Source organism: Gracilibacillus suaedae, from assembly GCF_017599345.1.
GTDB classification, from domain to species: domain Bacteria; phylum Bacillota; class Bacilli; order Bacillales; family Amphibacillaceae; genus Gracilibacillus; species Gracilibacillus suaedae.
In genome coordinates, this window is record NZ_JAGFVL010000031.1 from 1 (window position 1) to 21,893 (window position 21,893).

Consider the following 21,893-nt stretch of genomic DNA (forward strand, 5'->3'; position numbering starts at 1 on the left):
TCTCCATCGTTGATGCCATCTCCATCTGTATCTGGATTTTCTGGATCAGTTCCTAGGTCTGCTTCTTCTTCATCTGTTAATCCATCTTCATCGCTATCTACTGGATCTGTTGGAGGATCGTTTGGATCTAATGGGTCTGTTCCATTATCCACCTCGTCTCCATCGTTGATGCCATCTCCATCTGTGTCTGGATTTTCTGGATCAGTTCCTAGGTCTGCTTCTTCTTCATCTGTTAATCCATCTTCATCGCTATCCACAGGAGTGTCCTCTGGTACAACTACAGTTGCCGGTTCACTTTCATTGCCAGCTTCGTCTGTACCAATTATAGATAATTCTTCACTTTCTTCTACTAAAGTTGGATCTACATCAATAGTGAAAGTTCCATCTTCTGCAATAACACCTTCACCAACAGGTTCACCTGCTGAGTTATAGACTGTTACTGAGTCCCCTGGTTCTTCTGCCTCACCGGACACTACATACCCATCTGTACTATTTCCATCAATTTCTGCAGAAACTAGTACAGGAGCAGTCACATCTTCACTAAATGTAACTGTATCTGAATCTTCTAAACTACTTAATAAAGCTGCATCTATAACAGAGTTACTGATACCAGCACCATAAATCGGTACCTCGCCTTCAATTCCAGATGGCTTGGCAACGATTGCTGTTAAATCTACTGTCGTAGTACCTAGTACTTGTGCGGAAGCTAGGTCATTTGATAAGTCGATAGTACCATCAGCTAAGTCATCTGCAAAATTACTAACTAATGCTGTTGCTTCTTCTTTAAATGGATCTAGTATAGTTGATACTAATGTGTCTAAAGCTCCGCTTATTAGACCTGTTGGATCATCAACACCGTCAAGTAATACAACCTCTACATTATCAATAGCAGTTAATAGATCTTGTATTGCTGCATTTACCACATCTTGTACCGCAGTTTCTAGATGATTACCTAAACCATCTGAGAATTCTACAACAATAGTTCCGTCTTCATTAACTGTTGCTGCGATTTGGTCTTCATAATCTAATAAATCTGCAAGTGCATCATCCAAATTATTAAGATTGTCAATGGCATTATTTAATTCTGCTATTCCATTAATTTCAATTAAACCATCTAATATTCCACCACTACTTACAAAAGCATCAATATCGTTTACTAAAGTCGTTGTTAAATCTGTCAATGTACCGGTTAGTTCTCCTATCGCACCATCTAATACAGGTAAGTCGCTCATTGTTAAAGGTAAAATCTCTACCGAGACATTAGCAAGTTCATCTACAGTTAATAGCCCTGCTAATTCTTCCGCATGAAATACAACTGTTCGTTCAGGACCAATGACCTCAGCGTCAACCCCATTACCAGATAACCCCAAGTCTAGCGTATAATTATCTTCATTCTCAGTTAATGCTGCAGTTATATTAACATCTGTTAATAATTGTACCTCAGCTAAACTAGCAGCTTGTACTTCTGATTGAGAGTTTGGAATATACTTTCCTAGGTATCCATCAATTGTTACTGGTGTAGTAGAAGCTATAAGTACCGCCGCTGCAGATGCAGCAATCATTTTCTTAGTACTATACTTTCTTTGTCGATGTCGGTTATTCATTTTTTTACAATAATCGATGTTCTTTTTACCTCTCAAACGCATTATTCGACCTCCTAAGTAATTTAGAATTATGGGTATTCTACTGCCCTCCTGTAATTTTTTTACTTAAACCCATATCTAAATACTAAAGGGACGATCAATAAGTTAATTTCATTTTTTTAACATTTTTTTAAATATATTAATATTAATTCAATTTTCTGATTATTTTTTATTTATTTCTACAAAAAATGCGGGTATATTCTTAAGCAAATAAATGTATTAAACTTATTTATTTTATATCGAGTTTTTAATGCATTTATTGACAAAATTTCCAATTACAACAGGAGGATCTAATATGAGTATGCAACTTCTTACAAATGATAAGTTAGTTGAACTTTATTGCGCCGCTAAGAAACATGAAGTCAACGAAGAATTTATTAAATTATTGGAAGGTGAGCTAATCAATAGGCATATAAGAATAGATTCAATAAAAACGTAATATAATTAGTGTGTGTTTATGAAGGATACATAAATCTCTTAAACAATCGATCAATAAAAATTGGTCGATTGTTTTTAGTTTCAATATTCTACATAATGTAAAAGACTCTAACAGCATCTTGTCATTTTACTTGCTTCTATCAAATGATTATCTGAAGACAAAAAATAATTTTTGTATTTTGTTGAAAAATATTTAATCCCAATGTACTATTTACTTTCATGATAAATTTGCATAAAATAATTCCACTCAGGTTCTTACCTGTAAATAACAACGTTGTAATTAACGAGGAGGTGCCTTGTCGTTCATTCAGGTATTGTGCTCTATCACTTTTAAAACAAAAAGGGGTTGCGAAAAATGGTTAGAAAGCAAACTCGACTGGTTTTACTCACGTTAGCTTCATTAGCACTGTTTTTATTTGCTTGTTCCAAAAATGAAAACGCTTCAAATGATGAAAGTAATAGCGAAAAACCACAAGAAATTTCCATGATGTTCAACCTGCATGTTCCAGAAGTGCCTGACAGTCGCCTAGAAGAACTATTAGAAGAGGCTACCAATACCGAATTAGATATTCGCTGGGTGCCCGACAATAATTATGCAGAAACATTAAATTCACAAATTGCAACCGGTAATCTCCCTGATGTATTTTTGCTAAAAGACGTAACATTAGACCAACAAAAAGAAGCAGTACGTGACGGACAGTACTGGGAAATCGGCCCCTACCTAGAGGAATTTCCTAACTTGAACAAACTAAATGAAGACATTCTAAAAAATACAATGATCGATGGTAAGCTATATACCCTCTACGCAGGCCGTCCTCTGTCTCGCCAAGGACTTATTTATCGTAAAGACTGGGCAGAAAACCTAGGACTTGATGCACCTAGCAACCTTGATGAATTATACGAAATGATGAGAGCATTCACCGAAGATGACCCGGATGGAAATGGCCAGGATGACACGATCGGCTTAACAGACCGTGAAATCCTAGGAACATTTGAAAACTTTGCGACATGGCATGGAGCACCTAATAGATGGGGAGAAAAAGATGGGCAGCTTTTACCGCAATTTATGTTCCCTGAATATCGGGAAGCAATGGATTATTTCAAAAGCTTGTTCGATAATGGATACATCAACAAAGATGCTCCTGTAACAAGTAAAACAGACCAGCAAGAAATGCTAAAGAATGGTACAGCTGGTGTTTATATTGGTACGATGGGTGATGTCGAACCGATGTATCGGGATGCAGTTGCTATTAATCCTGATGTAGAATTGGATGTGCACAATTACATCGAAGGTCCTGACGGGGAATACCGAACGCGTGCCATCCCTGGCTACGGAAGCATGCTTATTTTCCCAAAACAATCTGTTGAAACGGAAGAAGAACTAAAAGAAATTCTTGGATTTTTCGATTATTTAATGACTCCGGAAGGCTCTAACTTACTGTATTGGGGTATTGAAGGAGAACATTATGAAGTGATTGATGGTTTTGCTAAAGTGCTTGACGAAAGTGAAGATAAATACAATCAGGAAATCCGTCCTTACACACCACTTGAAATTGGAGAACCAGAAACAAATGGCCGTTATACTGGCTACTATGACTATGAACCACGTGCAAGAGCAGATGAATTATATGAAGATAACAATAATTACTTGGTTCACGATCCAACAGCCGCTTTGGAATCTCCAACATGGGCTGATAATTCTGAAACACTCAATCAAATTATGGAAGATGCCACCTACCAATACTTCCTAGGTCAAATTGATGAAGCAGGATTTGATGAAGCCATTGAAAAATGGAAAAATGCTGGCGGCGCCCAGGTAATCGAAGAATACACTGAAGACTACAACAAGCAAAACAGCGAATAACATAATAAAGTAGCCCATAAGCATAGCTTATGGGCTGCCATCTTGTGGGCTGCCATAAAGTGATTTATTAATTAGATCATTCTCCACTTGAGATTGACAATTTATCTAGCTCTTCTTTCGTTAGACCTGTTATCTCCATGACATATTCAGGCTGCATTCCCTTGGACAGCATTTTTTCTGCCATTTCTTTTTTTGCTAATTCTTTTCCGATTTGTTTGCCAATTTGTTTGCCAATTTGTTTGCCAATTTCTTTGCCGATTTCTCTACCTTCCACTAATCCCTTTTCTCTTCCTTCACGCAACCCTTTGTCACGCCATGAGTTAGGTAATTTTTTTACAAATTCCTCTAAGTTTTCATCATTTGAGTTCTGTATGCTTTCCATTAGTTTTTCCTCCTCTATTTGATTTAATTTTACATACGTCTCAAAAAAGCCATATATCAGTTCCATTTTAGCCGCATCTAATTCTAATTTTGCCAACATACGCAGAAATTCTTTCTTTACTTGTATCTTTTCGCTTTTCTTATAACCCATTTTACTAAGTAAGGCTGCTGCAACTGGGTTATTGGATCTCAGAAAGGAACGCCAATCCTGTTTCTTTAGTTCTATTTTTAAAAAATGAAAAGTTAAAACATGGAGGAAAGGGAAAGTTAATTCAAAATAATCTTGTTCATCACGAACTTTATCATAACTGAATACTGCAATGGGGATAATTGGTTTTCTATACCTATTATACAATATACTAAAGTAATGATACATTCTTTCATGAAAATTCTTCTGCTCGTAACTCTGTGATTCAACATGTATAATGATTAGCGCATTCTGATCTTTCAACCTAGCTTCCATAACCAAATCAGCACGACGCCTTTCTCCGTGAATCAAATCAGTAAATACTTCATCTGATAGAGGTTTGATTGAGGAAAAATCTAGTTGTTGATGTACGGAGGGGAAAAATAAACCGACAAACTCCTCAAAGAATGTACCAATCAATTGTTTGAACAACTGATCATGATCAATATAGGTTGGAGTATCTTCATGAACTTTCATTATTACAGACAATGCTTATCACCTTCCTAGTAAATATATCCACTAATAGTATACTGCGAATACAACACCAAAACAAGAACAAACGTTCCTGAATACATTAATTTATATTTTTTGTACAATTAAATTTTTAGTATATATTCTTCGCTTCTAACAACTTCTCCCTTACCAGCATCTATGATAATATTACTATTATCATAGATGCTGGGGTGAAGACTGTCATGTCAAAACAAAACCAATTAACATACAGCAAGATATTTATCATATTACTGTTATTTATTTCATTACTTATTACCTTTCGATTATTATGGATTCATTATCACGATCAATCAGAACAACCATCAGTAAAAAATGGTGTCCTTGACTTAAGAGAATCGGAGTTTACCAATAATGAAACATACTCTCTAAACGGCGAATGGTCTTTCTATCCTGAAGATTTTATAGATGAAATACCAGCGGAGAATGCTAGTGAAAACAAAGAATTAATCAAAGTCCCAAGTGATTGGAGTGATACGTTAGCAAGTGATCACCCTACATCACCAGGCTACGGGTACGGAAGCTATCACCTGAAGGTACTATTACCCGAAACAGAACATCATTTTTTCGGACTTCGTTTAAATAATATACATACGGCAGCGAAAATTATTATAAATGGGGATATACTTACTACTATAAATAATCCAGCAACTGAACAGAAAGAGCCAGCTACGTTTCGTGGACCATCCACTTCTTTATTTTATACGCCAGAAGATACCAATGAACTGGATGTTATTATCCAAGCCTCCAATTATGAAATACCATTTTTTGGCGGAATTAATAAATCTATCTTATTTGGTACTGAAGAAGCCATAACCTATGAAACTAGCACCTTAGAATTTCTTCAATTAACTGTTATTGTCATTTTATTATTACATGCCCTTTATGCATTTGCTCTGTTCTTTCTAGGAAAAGGTAAGTCACAGAAGGAATTGCTTTATTTTGGACTTATGTTATTGTTACTCGCTTTCGGGAATTTAATAGATGACGAAGTATTTATTCAGTTACCTTTTCATACAGAGTTTTCCTTTCGATTGCTCATGTTTATCTTTATAACTACCTTGTATGTCATGATACATTTCATTCATCACTTATATAAAACTCATATTACCTTTATTAGACTACTTTCTGTATGCAATCTATTACTGTCAGCATTAACGTTATTTCTGTTTCCATTTGAACATTTTGTTATATTAGTCATGATTCTCTATTTATATTATTTTATATCGATTTCCTATATGTTTATCACAACACTGAAGCATATACGTAATGGTGATTCTAATGCCATCTTTATTTTACTATTTATTTGTAGTTACACATCCAATATCATCTGGGGAGCTGCTATACAGACTGGACAAATTGAATTTCCATTCTATCCATTTGATTTCTTTATATCTATTGTATTAATTGCCATTCTATTATTTAGAAGACATATTCATTTAGTCCAACTAAACAAACAACAGACAGCAAAGCTAATAGAAGAAGATAAGAAAAAAGATCAATTCTTAGCCAATACATCACACGAAATCAGAAATCCATTACACGGTATGATTAATATTGCTCAATCGATTATAAATAAATATGCGAATACGCTTGATTCAGATACAAAAAGTAACCTCAATTTGTTAGTGCGAATTGGTCACCAACTCACATTTACTTTAAATGATATTTTGGATATTACGAGATTAAAAGAAAAACAAATACATCTCAATAAAGCACCTATCCAATTACACTTGGTTACATCAGTTGTAATGGAGATGGTTCAGTTCATGTCAGACAATAAATCTATTAAAATGAAAAATGAAGTATCCACATCATTCCCAGCTATACTTGCTGACGAAAATCGAATGATACGGATTCTTTTCAACCTTATTCATAATGCGGTTAAATACACGGATTCCGGCTCTATTACCGTAACAGCTAAGGAAGAAAATAAATATGCTGTTATTTCAGTTACAGATACAGGGATTGGAATCAGCAAAAATGCACTAGAGAGGATTTTTCTCCCTTATGAGAAATTGACTAAGACAGATGTCGATAGTGGCGGTATTGGATTAGGTCTCAATATATGTAGACAATTAGTGGAACTTCATGATGGAACAATTAATGTTGATTCTGAACTGGGAAAAGGTACAACTTTTACTTTTCGTATACCTTTAGCAAATAGTAGAGAAAGCGAGAATCCAAACATAAAAACTAACTCACTGTTAACTACAAATCTCTCTTTAGATTTAAAAACAACTAAAACCTCTGACAGTGATCAACCTAACTTGTTAATCATTGATGATGATCCCATTAATGTTAAAGTAATTCGGAACTTATTAGAAAGTGACTATCAGATTACTAGTATAACGGATCCTAGAGAAGCTTTAAATATAGTGACAGAAAACAATTGGGACTTAATTATTTCAGATGTGATGATGCCACATATTTCAGGATATGAATTAACCAAACAAATCAGAAAAGAACATTCTATGTCTGAACTACCGATATTATTGTTGACCGCAAGAAATCAACCAGAGGATATATATACTGGTTTCCTATCAGGCGCGAATGATTATATCGCAAAGCCGGTAGATGCACTAGAACTTCAAGCACGTGTGAAAGCTTTGACAGATTTAAAACAATCAGTCACTAAACAACTACGTATAGAGGCAGCTTGGTTACAAGCACAAATAAAACCACACTTTATCTTTAATACATTAAACACGATTGCATCATTAAGTACAACTGATACAGAGAGAATGACGACATTATTACATGAGTTTGGAAATTATTTGTACAAAAGTTTTGATATTAAAAATACTTTACCATTAGTACCATTACACGAAGAAATTGAATTAGTGGAATCGTACGTTTATATTAATAAACAACGATTCCAAGATAGAATTGAAATGCAAGTAAGTATAGAAAACCCTAAAGAAATTCAAGTTCCACCACTATCTATTCAAACTATTGTGGAGAATGCTCTAAAACACGGTATATTGAAACAACGTGTTGGCGGAACTATTCGAATAGAAGGGAAATATACAAGAACTGGTTATCAGATAAAAATAACAGATGATGGAGTTGGTATGTCAGAATCGAAAGTTTTAGATCTTGTCAATCCAAAAGAAAAGCGAAACGGAATTGGATTAGTGAACACACATCAAAGACTAGAAAAACTATTCGGTCAAGGATTAAACATAATTAGTGCTGAAGGCAAAGGCACGGAAGTAAGCATGATAATACCAAAAAGAAATTGATAGACTTTTTATTAACCTTCATATTTATATGGAGGTTAATAATTTACAACCAATGTACATGTTTACTTTTTTGATAATAATCCTACCACAATCATATATTAAAAAATATTATTGTATTCATCTAATTTTTTGCTTTATATAAACTACTCATGTAAAATTATTCTTGTACTAGAATAATTTTCTTAAAAACAAATCCCCCCTTAACAAACAATATTTAATCAACCCAAAAATATTGTAACTCTAGAAACTATACAATTTCTTAACAATTAGGCAAAAAGAACTATTGTGTAGAGATAGGGATTAGGGGGGATTAAATGAATGTCATACTTTTTGATGACGAAGCACCTGCTCTAGACTTTCTAGAGCATCAGTTAAATTTAGTTCGCAGCGTGAACGTTATTGGTAAATATTCGCACACTAATATTCAAGCAATTAAGGAAACGATAAAATTAGCAGATGTTGTTTTTCTCGATATTAAAATGCCTGAGTTAAATGGCCTGGAATTAGCTGAAAAAATACTAGAAGTAAAGCCAAGTTTACCAATTATTTTTGTCACTGCATATGATGAATATGCTATTCAAGCCTTTGAACTGAATGCATTAGATTACCTTTTAAAACCTGTACAATTAGATAGATTAAAGAAAACTGTTAAGCGAATTGAATTGTTTATCAAGTACAAGTCGAAAGAAATACAGGAAACTTCTGAACACTTAACCATCAATGTGTTGGGAGAATTCACATTTCAGTTGAACAATTTTCATCCAGAAATAATCTCATGGCGGACTACGAATGCACAGCAATTATTCCTTTACTTACTTCATCATCACGATCAGATTGTATCTAAATCTGAATTAATTGAATTACTTTTTCCATATACAGAAGTTGCAAAAGCTTATTCATTGTTATATGTCACCATTTATCAGGTCAGACAAGCAATATCTAATTACAATAAATACATAACGATTACTAATATTCAGGACGGATATGTATTAAATTTAGATAAAAACACAAGTATTGATAAAGAAGTGTGGGAAAGTGAACTCAGTAATGCTCCTAAAGTTGATATTAAGACATTAAATCAACATGAAAAAATGATGAGTCTATATAAAGGCCCTTATATCCAAAAACAAGATTACTTGTGGCTTGAAGGAGAACGTTTCAGGCTAGAAAAGCTGTGGATAAACCATGCTCTAAAGATTGCAAACTATTATTATAAACACCATTTTTTCGAAAAAGCTGCTAACTGGTATATTCAGCTTGCAGATGTAGTTCCTGAAGATGAAACTGTTAACTTTACTCTGATGAAGATATACGCATCAAAGAACTATGGAGTATTAGTTGAATACCAATATAATCTATTAAAAAATGCTCTAGACGAATTTAATATAACGATTAGTCCAGAGATAGAACAATGGTATCATGAATGGAAATTGTCATTAAAAAGGGGAAAAGTTGACAAATAGTATATTTCGAAGATAATATACCTGAAAAATCCGAACTCATCTCATTTTTATACTAAAATTTACATGATAGTTCGGATTTTCCCTTGTTTCTCATTTTTTTGTTGCTTATATCCCCTCAATATAATTAAGTATCACTATTCAACAAAGTCCATGCTCAGTCGGGATTTTACAATGATTAGCATCGTGATAAACTATTTGATTTTTTCCTTGCTGTTTAGCAACTTGTAGTGCTTGATCAGCTTCGTTCAATAGTAGTTCAAAGTTGCTATATAGCCTTCCAATGCTTATTCCAATACTACCTCTAATCGTTATCGTTTGACCGTCAACGTAAATGGAATGGTTGATATTTTTCAGTATTGTTTCTGCTACTTTTTTTGTAACTTCTTTGTTAACATAGTCAGTGATGAATACAAACTCATCTCCGCCGATACGGAAAAAACCTTGTTTAGCATCTTTCAGCTGTAGAAGTTTATTTCCTAATGATAACACGACTTGATCACCCTTTATATGACCGAATGTATCATTAATATATTTGAAATTGTCTAAATCAATATAAAAAATAGCAACTTTCTTTTTACGTTTTTTTTGTACAAACCTATGTAAAGCATGTCGATTAGGAAGGCCTGAACTGAAATCTTGAAAAGCCATCTTTTTATATCTATTTCTGCTAATAATTAGGGTCAATAAAATAAGCACAAGCATTACCGTAACAATAGTTAGTAAACTTTTTTCAATAAGTAACATTTCAGCAACTCCTGAAGTTCATTGTTCCATATAGTAAACTTTTCACAATGGTAAATCTGTCATTAATTAGTATAATTCATTCTTCTATACATATTTTAAACAAACCAAGCTCTTAATAGGAATATAGAACTAAAAACAGGTAGGAGGTTACGGTGAATGAATGTATGTTTATTCGATGATGAACCGATGGCACTAGATTATCTCCATCATCAATTAAATCAGTTTTCCAATATTAACGTGTTGCACAAATCTACTGAGCCTCTCATTGATCACCACAATATTTTATGGAATGAAATCGACATTGTATTTCTAGATATAGAAATGCCAGAGACAAATGGATTAGCATTTGCAGAACAGATAACAGCCTACAATCCACATATAAATATCGTATTTGTAACAGCACATGACCAATATGCACTTGAAGCATTTGAAATGCATGCATTAGATTACTTATTGAAGCCTGTAACAGTCAAAAGGTTACAAAAAACCATTCAACGAGTTAGTTCCATAGGTTCCCGTCCTGAAAACAAACATTTTGATTCTACTAATACGCTTCAAATTAATGTTTTCGGTGAACTAACTTTCCAATTTAAGAATAATTCCTCTTCAGAATCTATAAAATGGCGAACTGCTAAATCGAAAGAATTGTTCCTATACTTATTACATCATGAGGGCAAACTTGTACTCAAGTCTGAATTAGTGGAAACACTATGGGAAGAAACTGATGTAGATAAAGCATTTGCACATTTATATGTAAGCATCTACAACATTCGACACGCTTTAAGAGAACTAAATAATTTTATGAAAATATCAAATATAGAAGATGGGTATCTACTACAATTACAGAATGTCCAAATAGATAAGAAAGAATGGAAAAAGCAATTACTGGAAGCTCCTGCCACGAATATGAATACAATTGAAACACATGAGGAAATCATGCAATTATACACAGGTAATTATCTGGAGAATGTTGATTATCTTTGGTTACAAGGAGAAAAATTTGAGTTAGAAGAAATGTGGCTTCACCACTCAAAGCAAATAGCAGATTGTTATAGGGCTGCCAACCATATTGAAAAAGCAATTACCTGGTACACCAATATTATAAAAAAACGACCAGAAGATGAGAATACCGCCTTTCATTTAATGAAATTATATGCCTCTTTAAGTTATCGAATGTTAGTTGATTATCACTACAAACAATTACACAAAAGTATGGCCGAATTAGATTTAACAGTCCACCCAGAAATCACCAAATGGTATACTAATTGGAAGAAGAATAGATAAGAAAAGCGCAGAGCGCCCGATTAGAAACGTAGCAACTGGAACGAATTAACTGAGATAAAGGAATCACGGTGAGTTTACGAACCGATGATGACTTATCGTAGGACAATTCGTGAAGTCGCCTAGTTTCTGGGCGCTCGGAGCTAGACATCTGCGCAAAATCTATACTTTCTTATCTAGATAAAGAAAAAACACTGTTCCCCACTTTTAATAGGGACAGTGTTTCCATTCTATTTTTACCATTATTCATAGTTATAAATAAGTCTTGTATATAATAGAAGATTGTTTTACTCGCTCTACTGTTATTCAGTCTTTCCTCTTTTTATAAAATAATAGATTAACGTAGCTATTACGATGATTAATACAATGTAACCTATGATCCATCCAATCATCGATTGCGACCTTTCATCATTTTTATCACTAGCTTCTAACTCTTCCTGTTCTTCTTCTAATTGATTCGTGAAAAACTTATTTGTACCTGATTGTACTGCCACGGAGGCTTGATTATCAGTATTACGTAAATAAGATAGAAGTTCTGCTGATACATAATGGTCTGATACTTGTAATCCATCGAATACAACCATATTATAATCATCATTCCACACGTTTTCTTGAACAAAGGAATAATAATTTACCTTTGATTGAAGAAATCCATGCGCATCTAATTGTGGCGTATTCCCATCATATTGAACAATAAGATTGTCACTAACTTCTTGTAATTGTTTATGTTCCTCCAAGGAACCAATGAAAATAACATTTCCGGCCCCTAATTGCTCCTCATTCACTTCACTAGAGGAAACCAATTGAATATCGGGAATTTGGTTGTCTATCGATAAATTATGGAACAACTGCTGTAAATCTTCATTAGGAACATTTTCGTCAGAAAGTACAATGATCAATGCCTCGTCTTGATTTGCAAAAGGAAATGGAAAACGATTAAATAATATTTGTGATTCACCTATATCTGAATCAAAGGTAAATATCAATTTACTGTTTGAAAATATATACAACCATTTTTCATAGTCAGTGGAAACACAAGGATTCTCTATTCTCAGACCACTTGATTCCAATTGGAATGTCAACATTTGATTATTTTGCAACACTTTTGTATCTATAGGGATATTGGCAGTTAGGACACCATCACTATCTTCTTCCAAAGAGTCAACTGTCACAGCATGTGGAACTCCATTAATGACGACATCTAATTTGGTTGACTCTAATAGATGATTTAAATCCTCCGAATCGTCTGGTAGGTTTATATTTTCTGACTGTTTCATCGATAGCTCCAGTGTCATATTGTTTATATTATATTTATCAACAGGTAAATCATAATAGTATGTTTGAGTACTTGTATTCGCACTATCCAACAACACATCTTGTAGTCCAAAATCACTTAACTCGATCTTATTTGTATTTCTTTGATTAGGTACATGCATATCATCAGCACTACTTATTTGAACTGTTTCACCTGACAACTGCTCTACAGCATGATCAGTTATTAATATATCAATGTTTGACACAATCGTTTCGGGCTGCTCTGCCAAAACAACTAATGCAGAAACAGAACTATTTTGTTGCTGAAGTGGTACTTGAGAAAGATAGAGAGAATCTTCCTCCACTGATGACAATTCTGAATTTAGAGCTTGTTTTGTCCATTCACTCTCATACTCATTCGTACCACCTATTAATACGACATTCCCATTAATCTTATCCACTTCATTTTCAAATACAACGGAAATTGAATTTTCTTCAGATTGATTGGATAAATAATTCGCAAGCATATGTGCTGCTTGTTTAGTTTCAATAGAAGGATCGTTCGGCATGATCACTTGAACTTCGCTCGACTCTGTACCCATATATAATCGTGGGTAATCATCTAATGTAACTGTTTCTTCCATATTCATATTGGCTTCTATATTCAAATGCGAACTAGCTTGAATCGTTAACCAATTACTCGAAGAATGTTGTGACACACAAACCCCATCCATGATAATACCTGAATATTCAACGGTTATCGAATGACTGCCTTCTTCAAGTGCACTTCCTTCTAACAGAATCTTCACCTCTTGTGATGTTTCACCTTCTAAAGAAATGGATCGAACAGGTTCTCCGTCCACTTGGACTGTAAAAGATGATGGTTCCATAAGTATCTCTGAATTGGTGATATCAAATTGTACATAATTGTCATCACCTTCTATTTCAGAAAATATCTCATAATAGAAACTAGTTTCAGCGGTTGGACCTACTAGTTTTAAAGATTCGTTAACTAAAGGCTGTTTCTCACCAGGTCCAGTTGTATGCTCAATAGTCACTTTCTCTAATTCTACTGGCTCTTTGGCATACACCACCATATCCAGACTAAACATTATAGTAAAGAAAAAAATTAGTAGTAATAGTATTTTTCTCATGAGTTCCCTCCTTATCTGTAAACTTAAAACCGCTCTGTTTTATACCATATTTGATCTTCTTTCTTAATCACTCTTTTCGTCTCTAGTATTAATGCATAGACTACGAGTACAATCCACATCTGTGAATAGGTAAAATACATGAGGCAAATCCAAAATATATTATGAATAGTAAGTTGATTTTTTTCTATACTCAACGTAATCATAATCTCTGTTAAGAATAATAAGAATGCCATTACCCAGAGAACAAGTGCAACATTACCTATATTTAAATTAATGTCAAAGAAGAGATTTGCGATAAAAATCATATTGGATAGAATAACCCCAAAGAAAAACAGAAAATACGTAAAAAAGAAATAAAAGATATCAAAGGCAATCTTTTTTTGTTTTAGATTAAACAAACGCCCTAAAAACTTTAAGACTACGTATTGATTCCCTCTTGCCCATCTTGTACGCTGTTTCCACCACACTTTTAATGTTTCAGGCTCTTGTTCCCACGTAACGGCAGCCGGAAAGAAACGGATATGATAGCCTAAATCGTATACTCTAATCGTCAACTCTGTATCTTCTGCTAATGCTTTTGTATCCCAACCACCTAATTTCTCCATGATACTTCGCCTAATCGCAAAATTAGTCCCAGGAATCGTTGCAATGTTAAACCAATAAAATCGACCAGCTTGTGCCATCCATTGAAAACAAATAGTTTCGATATTGATGAATTTAGTTAACCATGTTTTCTTGGCATTGATCACTCTAAATTTCCCTACCATTGCTGCAGCTTTCGGATCATTTACTAATCCCAATACAAGATGCCACAAGGCTTTTCGTTGTGGTGTATTATCAGCATCATATACCGCAATGATTTCACTAGTTGTTTCTTTCAGAGCATAATTTAACGCACTTGACTTACCTTTACCTTTATATTCTCCTTCGGTTTCTAATACTTTCATAAATGGATAATCTCTTTCAAACTGTTCCCCGATTTCCTTAGTACGATCAGTACAGTTATCACAAATTAATATAACTTGTAATTTATCCTTTGGGTATTCGATTCGCGACATAGCAGTTAATGTTTGTTTAATGACAACCTCTTCATTGTGAGCAGGTATAAACACATTTACAATTGGTAAATCTATACTTTCGATTTTGCGTTGCCAATCTGGTATTACTTTCTCAAATTTTTTAAAGTGTTGATAGCCGCCCTGAGCTAAAAACATATGGTAGAGTAACATTAACCAAATAACACTAAGTGAGATGTGAAATAAAGTATCGGCCATCATTCTCTCTCCTCAAACAATCGCTTTCGATATTGCAGCCTTAATGTTGCAAGGTGGATCATAAACAAACAAGTAAATATAGCAGTAATAAACACAATGCCCCATAAGACAGACTCAAAAGGCTTTTCTTTTATCTTATCCAGCCAATTTCTTCTTTCTTGATCAAATTTCACAACATCAATCTCTCCATTCACCGTGGTGTTAACTTGGATTGAATCGGTTGTGACATGATGTCCATATTCTGCTATATCTATCCATTCTAAATTTGGAATGCTTTCCAATTCAGATACCATTTCCTCTAAATAGTCAGTTCCTAAATACGGATGAAAAAAGCCGCCAACAACAGAACCAGGTACTTCTAACACTTTATCAATGTTCTCCTTCATTACAGATAGGGGATCACTATATTGCAAATCCACATATCCTACTGTTTCTGGGTATAGAGTCATCCCTTGTAAAATCGCAGGATTACCTATAAACAATGGATCTATCATTACCTGCCAATTATTATCAGATGCTTGTATTTGTCCGAATAAAGCAGAAAAGTACTGAGAGGTAACATGGTATCCATTTGAACTCATAGTGTAATGTGGAGCTTCAAATGCTATTGGTGGTAATCCTAATTCCGTCAGTAATTGAATGGAGTCTTCGAGCTTCATCTCAACATAATTTGTCTCGATTAATCTAGCACTCTCCATATAGTTTTCAAATTGGTTTTTGCTGGAAAATTCATCCTCTTTCTTTAATTTCTCCGGCATTTCATCTTGGTCTATTGTCGTAATCATTTGATTTAATTCAGCATCCCAAAATTCAAATCCCTCGCCACTTTCATCATATCGATATGAATGGGTATACCCATGAGCTATAACGTATGCTCCTTTCTCAACCAATTTATGGAGTACTTCGAGTAACTTAGGTCGCTCCTCTAAAGTAATTTGCATCCCAGAATCTGTGTCTACATACACGGGTATCACTGCTAAATAAACAGGAATCCCTCTATCTAACAAATAATTACCAGATGCTAAAACCAATTCAGGGTCTGCAGCTGGTGAAATATCTTCAAGACGTATATAAGCAGGATGCTCAGTAGGTTCTTCCAATTCAAATAAGTCATACATTAACCGACTTATTTCATTTTTCACTTCTGTGATTACACTATTTAATCCAATAAAACTGTTCCCCTCTTCCTTGATTACGATAGAATGAGTCTGATCTAAGTTTTTTCCTTCGCTAAGCACTTCTGCCTTATCTGGTGGTTGAACGTTCACTGCTGCTTGGGGATAGTTAAGATGCGTACCATTTAGTTGATCAATCTTCGCATTATCCTGGAAAGTCCAATCACGAAAAGCAGTCAAGTCTTCTGCACCTTCTCCAATTCCTAACACACGTCCATCAAATATATTTATAACCGAAAACTCTTCTAAATCTATTATTTTTTTGGGTAAATAGATCACCAAGATATCCGTTTCTTCAAGATCATCTTTCTCCATTTGATTTAATTCTATAATATCAACATCATGAAACAAGCCACTTAATGTACTATCAAGAAACAGAACATTGGCCCACGTATTCTCATCAGAACCATAATATACTAATGAGACTTTCCTATCATCTAAATGAAGTGCTTCTGTAGTAGCCTGTACATTTTCACTGCTAAAATAGATAACAAGTAACAGTAGAATCAGAAATGAAACATGTATGTTTTTAAAGCTCATAAAAAACAGTCTCCTCCTGAAGTTCACCAATTAAACCTATAAAATCTATATCTTGCTTTGTTTCATTATATTCTTCAAAGCTTATATGGAATGATAATGTTATAGTTTTTCCATTCAATAATTGGTGTTCCGCTAGCTCTTGACCTATCTTGTCTGCTACTACTTTCACTTTATCTTTACTAGTTTCTATCAACAAAAAGGCAAACTTATTGTCACTATATCGAAACTTTCTATCAGAATACCTTAACGATTCCTCTATTTTCTCGCCAATTGATGTCAATAAATGACTGAGTTCTTTTCGACCATAAACCTTTACAAATTCTTGATAATAATCCATTTCTAAAAACAAAACGGTAAACTGACCTCCATGACGATTGACTCGTGATACCTCTCTTTTTAGTTCGATCGCCATACGTTCTGCGTTGTCAAAAGAAGTATCCGGATCAATAGCGACAAGATTTATCATGTTTTGTTTTAAACGATCTCTTTCTTGAATAAAAGAAATTAGAATTTTATGGATATAACCAGCTATCAGACAGCCTAGTAAAACTGCTCCCCCATATAACACCAGGTGTTCTAGAGATATGATATCGCGATAAAGACTATTATATTCACTCTTATAAAAAATAATAAAAAACAACGCAGATCCTATAATAAATAAAACGATCAAACTAGTAATAAGACCTTCTATAACTCCAAATAACAATGCTATAACTACAATACTGCCATATAACAGAAACAACACTATTCCTATCTCTCCGTTTAATGATAGATAATAGAATATGAATGTACTAGTAATTAATTGCAGAAGAATTAACAATAGTACTAACTTGTCTTTATTGATAAATGCCTTCATCTAATCCCCTTCTTTCTGCAATCAACGGAATTAAGTTATCAAAAGAATGTGTTTTCAGTGTATCAGGGTCAACATAACCTCCGTTATAATCACTCGATTCATCAGTTACTTGAAATTTCTTCATTTCGGTGTATAGTTGACGTGCCAAGTCATACTCTTTTACTTCCAGACACATTAAAATAGCCAAGCCGTAAACAGATGCCCCTTCATAATCAACTGTAGGCTTTCCTGACTTATTTGAAAGCCTTCCGTATAAAACTCCACGATGTCGGCTCAATGACTCTTTTGTAAATTGCACTAAAGCACCTACCTCTCCTCCCCATAAGGCTCGATGGTATCCGACATAATATTGATCAATTAGATTAACTTCTTGATCAAATTCATATCGATTCCCTTCTGGATAATATGTTTTAGGGAAGAAACCGGTCGATGATGTCGGAGCATTCAATAGCACATTACGATTAGTGTTGTATTGGGACGCTGATAACAGTTCTTTTTCATATAAAATGTCAATTGCTTCTGGGTCCAAATAGCTTAATGTTAGGTAATCACCATTTACATGATGTTTAATGTCTACATGATCTATAAAGTGATCACCAAGCATATTGTATTGCTCAATGGAAACACTTATATCTTCCGCAAGCCGATTAAATTTCTTCTCATTCCATGCTTCTCCAGCTTGAAATAATGCTTTTGCAATTCTTAAATCATCAATCAAGGCATTTGCTTCTGCTTGTCTATTTTCTACTATCCGCCAAGGAATTAAACTATTTTCAGCTATAAAATGTTTAGATAGAGTTTGGAATTGTTTGTTGAATTCATCACGATCATTTTTATAGACTAAATATTCCATCCAAAGGCCTGTAGATTCTGATAAATATACATCAGATTGACTCAACAGGTCCGTTTTAATTAATCCTTCTGAGTCATATAGATGATCTTTTATGAACATCTCTGCTGCTAAACTTTCTTTTACTGTTTGGTCATAGTCATCCTTTTGAAAAATAGAAAATAAAGCTACAACCATTAGGATTAGTAAAATCAATATGAAGATCATTCTTTTATAATTCAATAAATTCCACCTCATACTTATACATTAGTATATTGGGATGTTTTCTCATTCAGACTCCAACACATCTGCAATTCGTTTGCTTGCATAGCCATCTCCATACGGGTTGGTTGCTTTACTCATTTTTTCATACGCTGCTTTATCTTTTAAAAGTAACTGGAAATGGTTATAAATTTTTTCTTCTTCTGTACCAACTAATTTCAGCGTTCCAGCTTTTACACCTTCAGGACGTTCCGTTGTGTCACGCATGACAAGTACCGGTTTTCCCAGACTTGGCGCTTCTTCCTGGATGCCTCCACTGTCTGTTAAAATTAAATAAGACTTGGAAAGGAAATTATGAAAGTCTATTACTTCTAATGGCTCTATAATTCTTATTCGATCATTGTTTCCTAAAATTTCATTGGCTGCTTCACGAACTACTGGATTCATGTGGATTGGATAGATAGCTTTTATATCTTTGTACTCGTCCACAATTCGTTTAATTGCTTTAAACATATTTTGCATTGGTTCTCCCAAATTTTCACGACGATGAGCGGTTATCATAATAAGTCGACTGCCTTTAGCCCATTCAAGCTGTTCATGTGCATAATCATCTTTTACAGTTGTACGCAATGCATCAATTGCTGTATTACCTGTAACATAAATAGAATCAGCAGTTTTTCCTTCATTTAATAAATTCTGTTTAGACATAGTAGTAGGTGCAAAGTTATACTTCGCCACAATACCAACAGCCTGACGATTAAATTCCTCTGGATATGGTGAGTAAATATTATATGTTCTTAAGCCGGCTTCCACATGACCTACAGGAATTTGCGAATAAAAACATGCTAATGAAGTGACAAAAGTAGTTGAAGTATCCCCGTGTACTAAAACAACATCAGGCTGCACCTCGGTTAATACGTCCCTCATCTTCTTTAATATGTTAACCGTCACATCAAACAATGTCTGTTTTTGTTTCATAATAGATAAATTATAATCAGGTACAATATCAAAAACGCTAAGTACTTGATTTAACATCTCTTTGTGTTGTCCCGTTACACATACTGCTGTTTTCAAATGTTTACGAGTTTTTAATTCATTTACTAGCGGACACATTTTTACCGCTTCAGGTCTTGTACCAAATACGACCATAATTTTTTTCATACTTTGCTTCCTTCCATGAATATCTCTAGTTCTGCACATTTTTAATAGCTGATAAAATTCCGAATAATTGATTGTACCTAGTTAGAGTCTATATTTTCCCGTTTAGTATGCTTATGATATTAATTTTTCACTGTTTTTTAAACCTCTTTGCACAACTACTCATTATAAGATTGCTACCTTTACATATTCTTAACTAAAAAGCATACTTATAGTTATTTTTACCTATTCGTTTATGTGGAGATATTTTAATTTTTGCCCACTGATCCTTGTTAATATAATAACGAAAAGAAATAAATGATAAGTATATTATACTATAAATGTAGAGGCAACAATATCATGAAAATTATGTAAAATAACAAGCTCTAACTAATAAATTGAATTCATCATATCCGACAAATTCACTAATTAACGTTTGAGAAAAGAATTGATGAAAGAGAACATCCGAACTTGCATTTAACATCTAGATTAGAAGGTATTCTAGTGGAATTGCATTATCAATTATTGGATTGATTGTGTACTATTCCTTTTCTGCAGACAAAGAAAAGCATAGTAACGCATTTTGAAAGTTAGAAAAATATTTTAATAAGTGGTATCATCTTTCATTTAAAAAGCTCTCACCAAAACGGTGAGAGCTTTTTCTTATTTCGATCTTATGACTGTTTTCTACGTTTAACTACGATTATAGACACTAAGCCTAAGAATAATAGAATTAAACCGGCTACTAACAGGTTAAAAGTATCTGTTGCTGTATCAGGCAATATATCTTTGCTTGTTTTATCTGCATCCCTTGAATTACTAGTACCATCTGTGTCACCTGAGTCTTCAGATTTAGTGGACTCTTGTGAATCAGTTTCTCCTGATTCTTCAGATTCTTCTCTTATAAATCCAAAATCTAGCGTTGGATCACGCTCTTCATCTTCTGTTAGGTAACGAGATGTCGCAAACCAAGTAGATGAATCAGTTGCACGATCATCACCTGCTTCTTGCAAGGTTGGTTCATACCCTTCTAAAGCTTTGGCTGATGCTTCCCTGTCAATTCTTACGATATACGTATTGTCAATTGGCAAGTTATCAAATGTATACCAACCATTTTCATCTGTGGTTGTTGGTCCAACTGGACTACCGTAAACATCTGTTACCGGGTTGCCATCTTCATCCTCAATCGTTAAAACTACGCCTTCGATTGGAATATCCGTGTCATCTTGAAGACCGTCTTTGTTCTTATCAAACCATACATAGTCACCCACACTTACTTTTTTAGGGCTGTTAACAATGACAACAATGTTTTTATCTTTTACATCAATGGAGCTTACATAGCCATAAACTTCTTCTTCCACAATAGTATACTCTATTTCTTCTCCATCTGTGTAGATATCTAAATTACCAAATTCCGCTTGCCAATTATTGGATTCACTCAATTCAACTGAGTCCAATTCTTCCTCATTAGCTAGTAAATGAACCGTGATTGACTCTGGACGTGCTTCTTTATTATTCGCATCGTTCCAGCGCTTCACCACATTGATACTAGTTTGTTCTGGTGTGTAGCTATTTGTGATATCCATACCGTCAATGGTAGCTGAATAATCTTGAACTCCATCTTCTTGGATTGTGTAATGGATTTCCGCACCGTTTGCGAATTTTGGTAGATCGGTAAATGCAAATTCCCAATCCG

Annotated in this window: 15 protein-coding genes; 5 read left to right on the forward strand and 10 right to left on the reverse strand. The window is 34.1% G+C overall.

Annotated features, from left to right (window positions below; all coding sequences use genetic code 11):
• A partial coding sequence (locus J5J03_RS07920) for an adhesive domain-containing protein (RefSeq protein ID WP_208588454.1) occupies positions 1-1,646 on the reverse strand: 1,646 nt, incomplete at its 3' end.
• A gap of 292 nt (positions 1,647-1,938) precedes the next feature.
• Here J5J03_RS07920 and sda point away from each other — a divergent pair.
• Both sda and J5J03_RS07930 read left to right on the forward strand, forming a co-directional pair.
• Positions 1,939-2,082, forward strand: a complete 144-nt coding sequence (sda, locus tag J5J03_RS07925) for a sporulation histidine kinase inhibitor Sda (RefSeq protein WP_208588456.1) — start codon at positions 1,939-1,941, stop codon at positions 2,080-2,082.
• Positions 2,083-2,436: 354 nt separating this feature from the next.
• Positions 2,437-3,945, forward strand: coding sequence for an extracellular solute-binding protein (locus J5J03_RS07930; RefSeq protein WP_208588458.1), 1,509 nt, complete (start codon positions 2,437-2,439; stop codon positions 3,943-3,945).
• A gap of 76 nt (positions 3,946-4,021) precedes the next feature.
• On the opposite strand, the gene J5J03_RS07935 is transcribed toward J5J03_RS07930, so the two are convergent.
• Positions 4,022-5,002, reverse strand: coding sequence for an RpnC/YadD family protein (locus J5J03_RS07935; protein ID WP_231710649.1), 981 nt, complete (start codon positions 5,000-5,002; stop codon positions 4,022-4,024).
• Between the two features lie 206 nt (positions 5,003-5,208).
• Between J5J03_RS07935 and J5J03_RS07940 the strand changes: the two genes are divergently transcribed.
• Positions 5,209-8,268, forward strand: a complete 3,060-nt coding sequence (locus tag J5J03_RS07940) for a hybrid sensor histidine kinase/response regulator (RefSeq protein WP_208588460.1) — start codon at positions 5,209-5,211, stop codon at positions 8,266-8,268.
• 314 nt (positions 8,269-8,582) lie between these two features.
• The gene (locus tag J5J03_RS07945) at positions 8,583-9,731 is read left to right on the forward strand and encodes a response regulator (RefSeq protein WP_208588462.1); all 1,149 of its coding nucleotides are present in this window, start codon (positions 8,583-8,585) and stop codon (positions 9,729-9,731) included.
• Positions 9,732-9,869: 138 nt separating this feature from the next.
• On the opposite strand, the gene J5J03_RS07950 is transcribed toward J5J03_RS07945, so the two are convergent.
• Positions 9,870-10,475, reverse strand: coding sequence for a GGDEF domain-containing protein (locus tag J5J03_RS07950; RefSeq protein WP_208588464.1), 606 nt, complete (start codon positions 10,473-10,475; stop codon positions 9,870-9,872).
• 156 nt (positions 10,476-10,631) lie between these two features.
• Here J5J03_RS07950 and J5J03_RS07955 point away from each other — a divergent pair, with 156 nt between their 5' ends.
• Positions 10,632-11,759, forward strand: a complete 1,128-nt coding sequence (locus J5J03_RS07955; protein ID WP_208588466.1) for a response regulator — start codon at positions 10,632-10,634, stop codon at positions 11,757-11,759.
• A gap of 299 nt (positions 11,760-12,058) precedes the next feature.
• Here J5J03_RS07955 and J5J03_RS07960 read toward each other — a convergent pair whose 3' ends face one another.
• The 7 genes from J5J03_RS07960 to J5J03_RS07990 all read right to left on the reverse strand — a co-directional run.
• Positions 12,059-14,164 (reverse strand): cellulose biosynthesis cyclic di-GMP-binding regulatory protein BcsB, encoded by a 2,106-nt coding sequence (locus J5J03_RS07960; RefSeq protein ID WP_208588474.1) that lies wholly within the window; start codon positions 14,162-14,164, stop codon positions 12,059-12,061.
• A 23-nt stretch (positions 14,165-14,187) separates the two neighbouring features.
• Positions 14,188-15,438 (reverse strand): glycosyltransferase, encoded by a 1,251-nt coding sequence (locus J5J03_RS07965; RefSeq protein WP_208588476.1) that lies wholly within the window; start codon positions 15,436-15,438, stop codon positions 14,188-14,190.
• A complete protein-coding gene (locus J5J03_RS07970) occupies positions 15,438-17,153 on the reverse strand; it encodes a DUF2334 domain-containing protein (RefSeq protein ID WP_208588478.1) in 1,716 nt (571 codons plus the stop codon). Before J5J03_RS07970 ends, J5J03_RS07965 begins: the two co-directional genes overlap by 1 nt.
• Positions 17,143-18,009 carry a GGDEF domain-containing protein gene (locus J5J03_RS07975; protein WP_208588487.1) on the reverse strand — a complete coding sequence of 289 codons (867 nt, stop codon included), beginning with the start codon at positions 18,007-18,009 and terminating at the stop codon, positions 17,143-17,145. Before J5J03_RS07975 ends, J5J03_RS07970 begins: the two co-directional genes overlap by 11 nt.
• Positions 17,990-19,081 (reverse strand): glycosyl hydrolase family 8, encoded by a 1,092-nt coding sequence (locus J5J03_RS07980; protein WP_208588489.1) that lies wholly within the window; start codon positions 19,079-19,081, stop codon positions 17,990-17,992. The genes J5J03_RS07975 and J5J03_RS07980 overlap by 20 nt, the downstream gene beginning before the upstream one ends.
• Positions 19,082-19,126: 45 nt before the next feature.
• Positions 19,127-20,221, reverse strand: coding sequence for a non-hydrolyzing UDP-N-acetylglucosamine 2-epimerase (gene wecB, locus J5J03_RS07985; protein ID WP_208588491.1), 1,095 nt, complete (start codon positions 20,219-20,221; stop codon positions 19,127-19,129).
• A 650-nt stretch (positions 20,222-20,871) separates the two neighbouring features.
• Positions 20,872-21,893: Cna B-type domain-containing protein (locus J5J03_RS07990; protein ID WP_208588493.1), on the reverse strand; the 1,022-nt coding region annotated here is incomplete at its 5' end.

Coding starts and splice junctions, on each gene's coding strand:
- sda (WP_208588456.1), top strand. CDS start 1,939: ATGAGTATGCAACTTCTTACAAATGATAAGTTAGTTGAACTTTATTGC.
- J5J03_RS07930 (WP_208588458.1), top strand. CDS start 2,437: ATGGTTAGAAAGCAAACTCGACTGGTTTTACTCACGTTAGCTTCATTA.
- J5J03_RS07940 (WP_208588460.1), top strand. CDS start 5,209: ATGTCAAAACAAAACCAATTAACATACAGCAAGATATTTATCATATTA.
- J5J03_RS07945 (WP_208588462.1), top strand. CDS start 8,583: ATGAATGTCATACTTTTTGATGACGAAGCACCTGCTCTAGACTTTCTA.
- J5J03_RS07950 (WP_208588464.1), bottom strand. CDS start 10,475: ATGTTACTTATTGAAAAAAGTTTACTAACTATTGTTACGGTAATGCTT.
- J5J03_RS07955 (WP_208588466.1), top strand. CDS start 10,632: ATGAATGTATGTTTATTCGATGATGAACCGATGGCACTAGATTATCTC.
- J5J03_RS07960 (WP_208588474.1), bottom strand. CDS start 14,164: ATGAGAAAAATACTATTACTACTAATTTTTTTCTTTACTATAATGTTT.
- J5J03_RS07965 (WP_208588476.1), bottom strand. CDS start 15,438: ATGGCCGATACTTTATTTCACATCTCACTTAGTGTTATTTGGTTAATG.
- J5J03_RS07970 (WP_208588478.1), bottom strand. CDS start 17,153: ATGAGCTTTAAAAACATACATGTTTCATTTCTGATTCTACTGTTACTT.
- J5J03_RS07975 (WP_208588487.1), bottom strand. CDS start 18,009: ATGAAGGCATTTATCAATAAAGACAAGTTAGTACTATTGTTAATTCTT.
- wecB (WP_208588491.1), bottom strand. CDS start 20,221: ATGAAAAAAATTATGGTCGTATTTGGTACAAGACCTGAAGCGGTAAAA.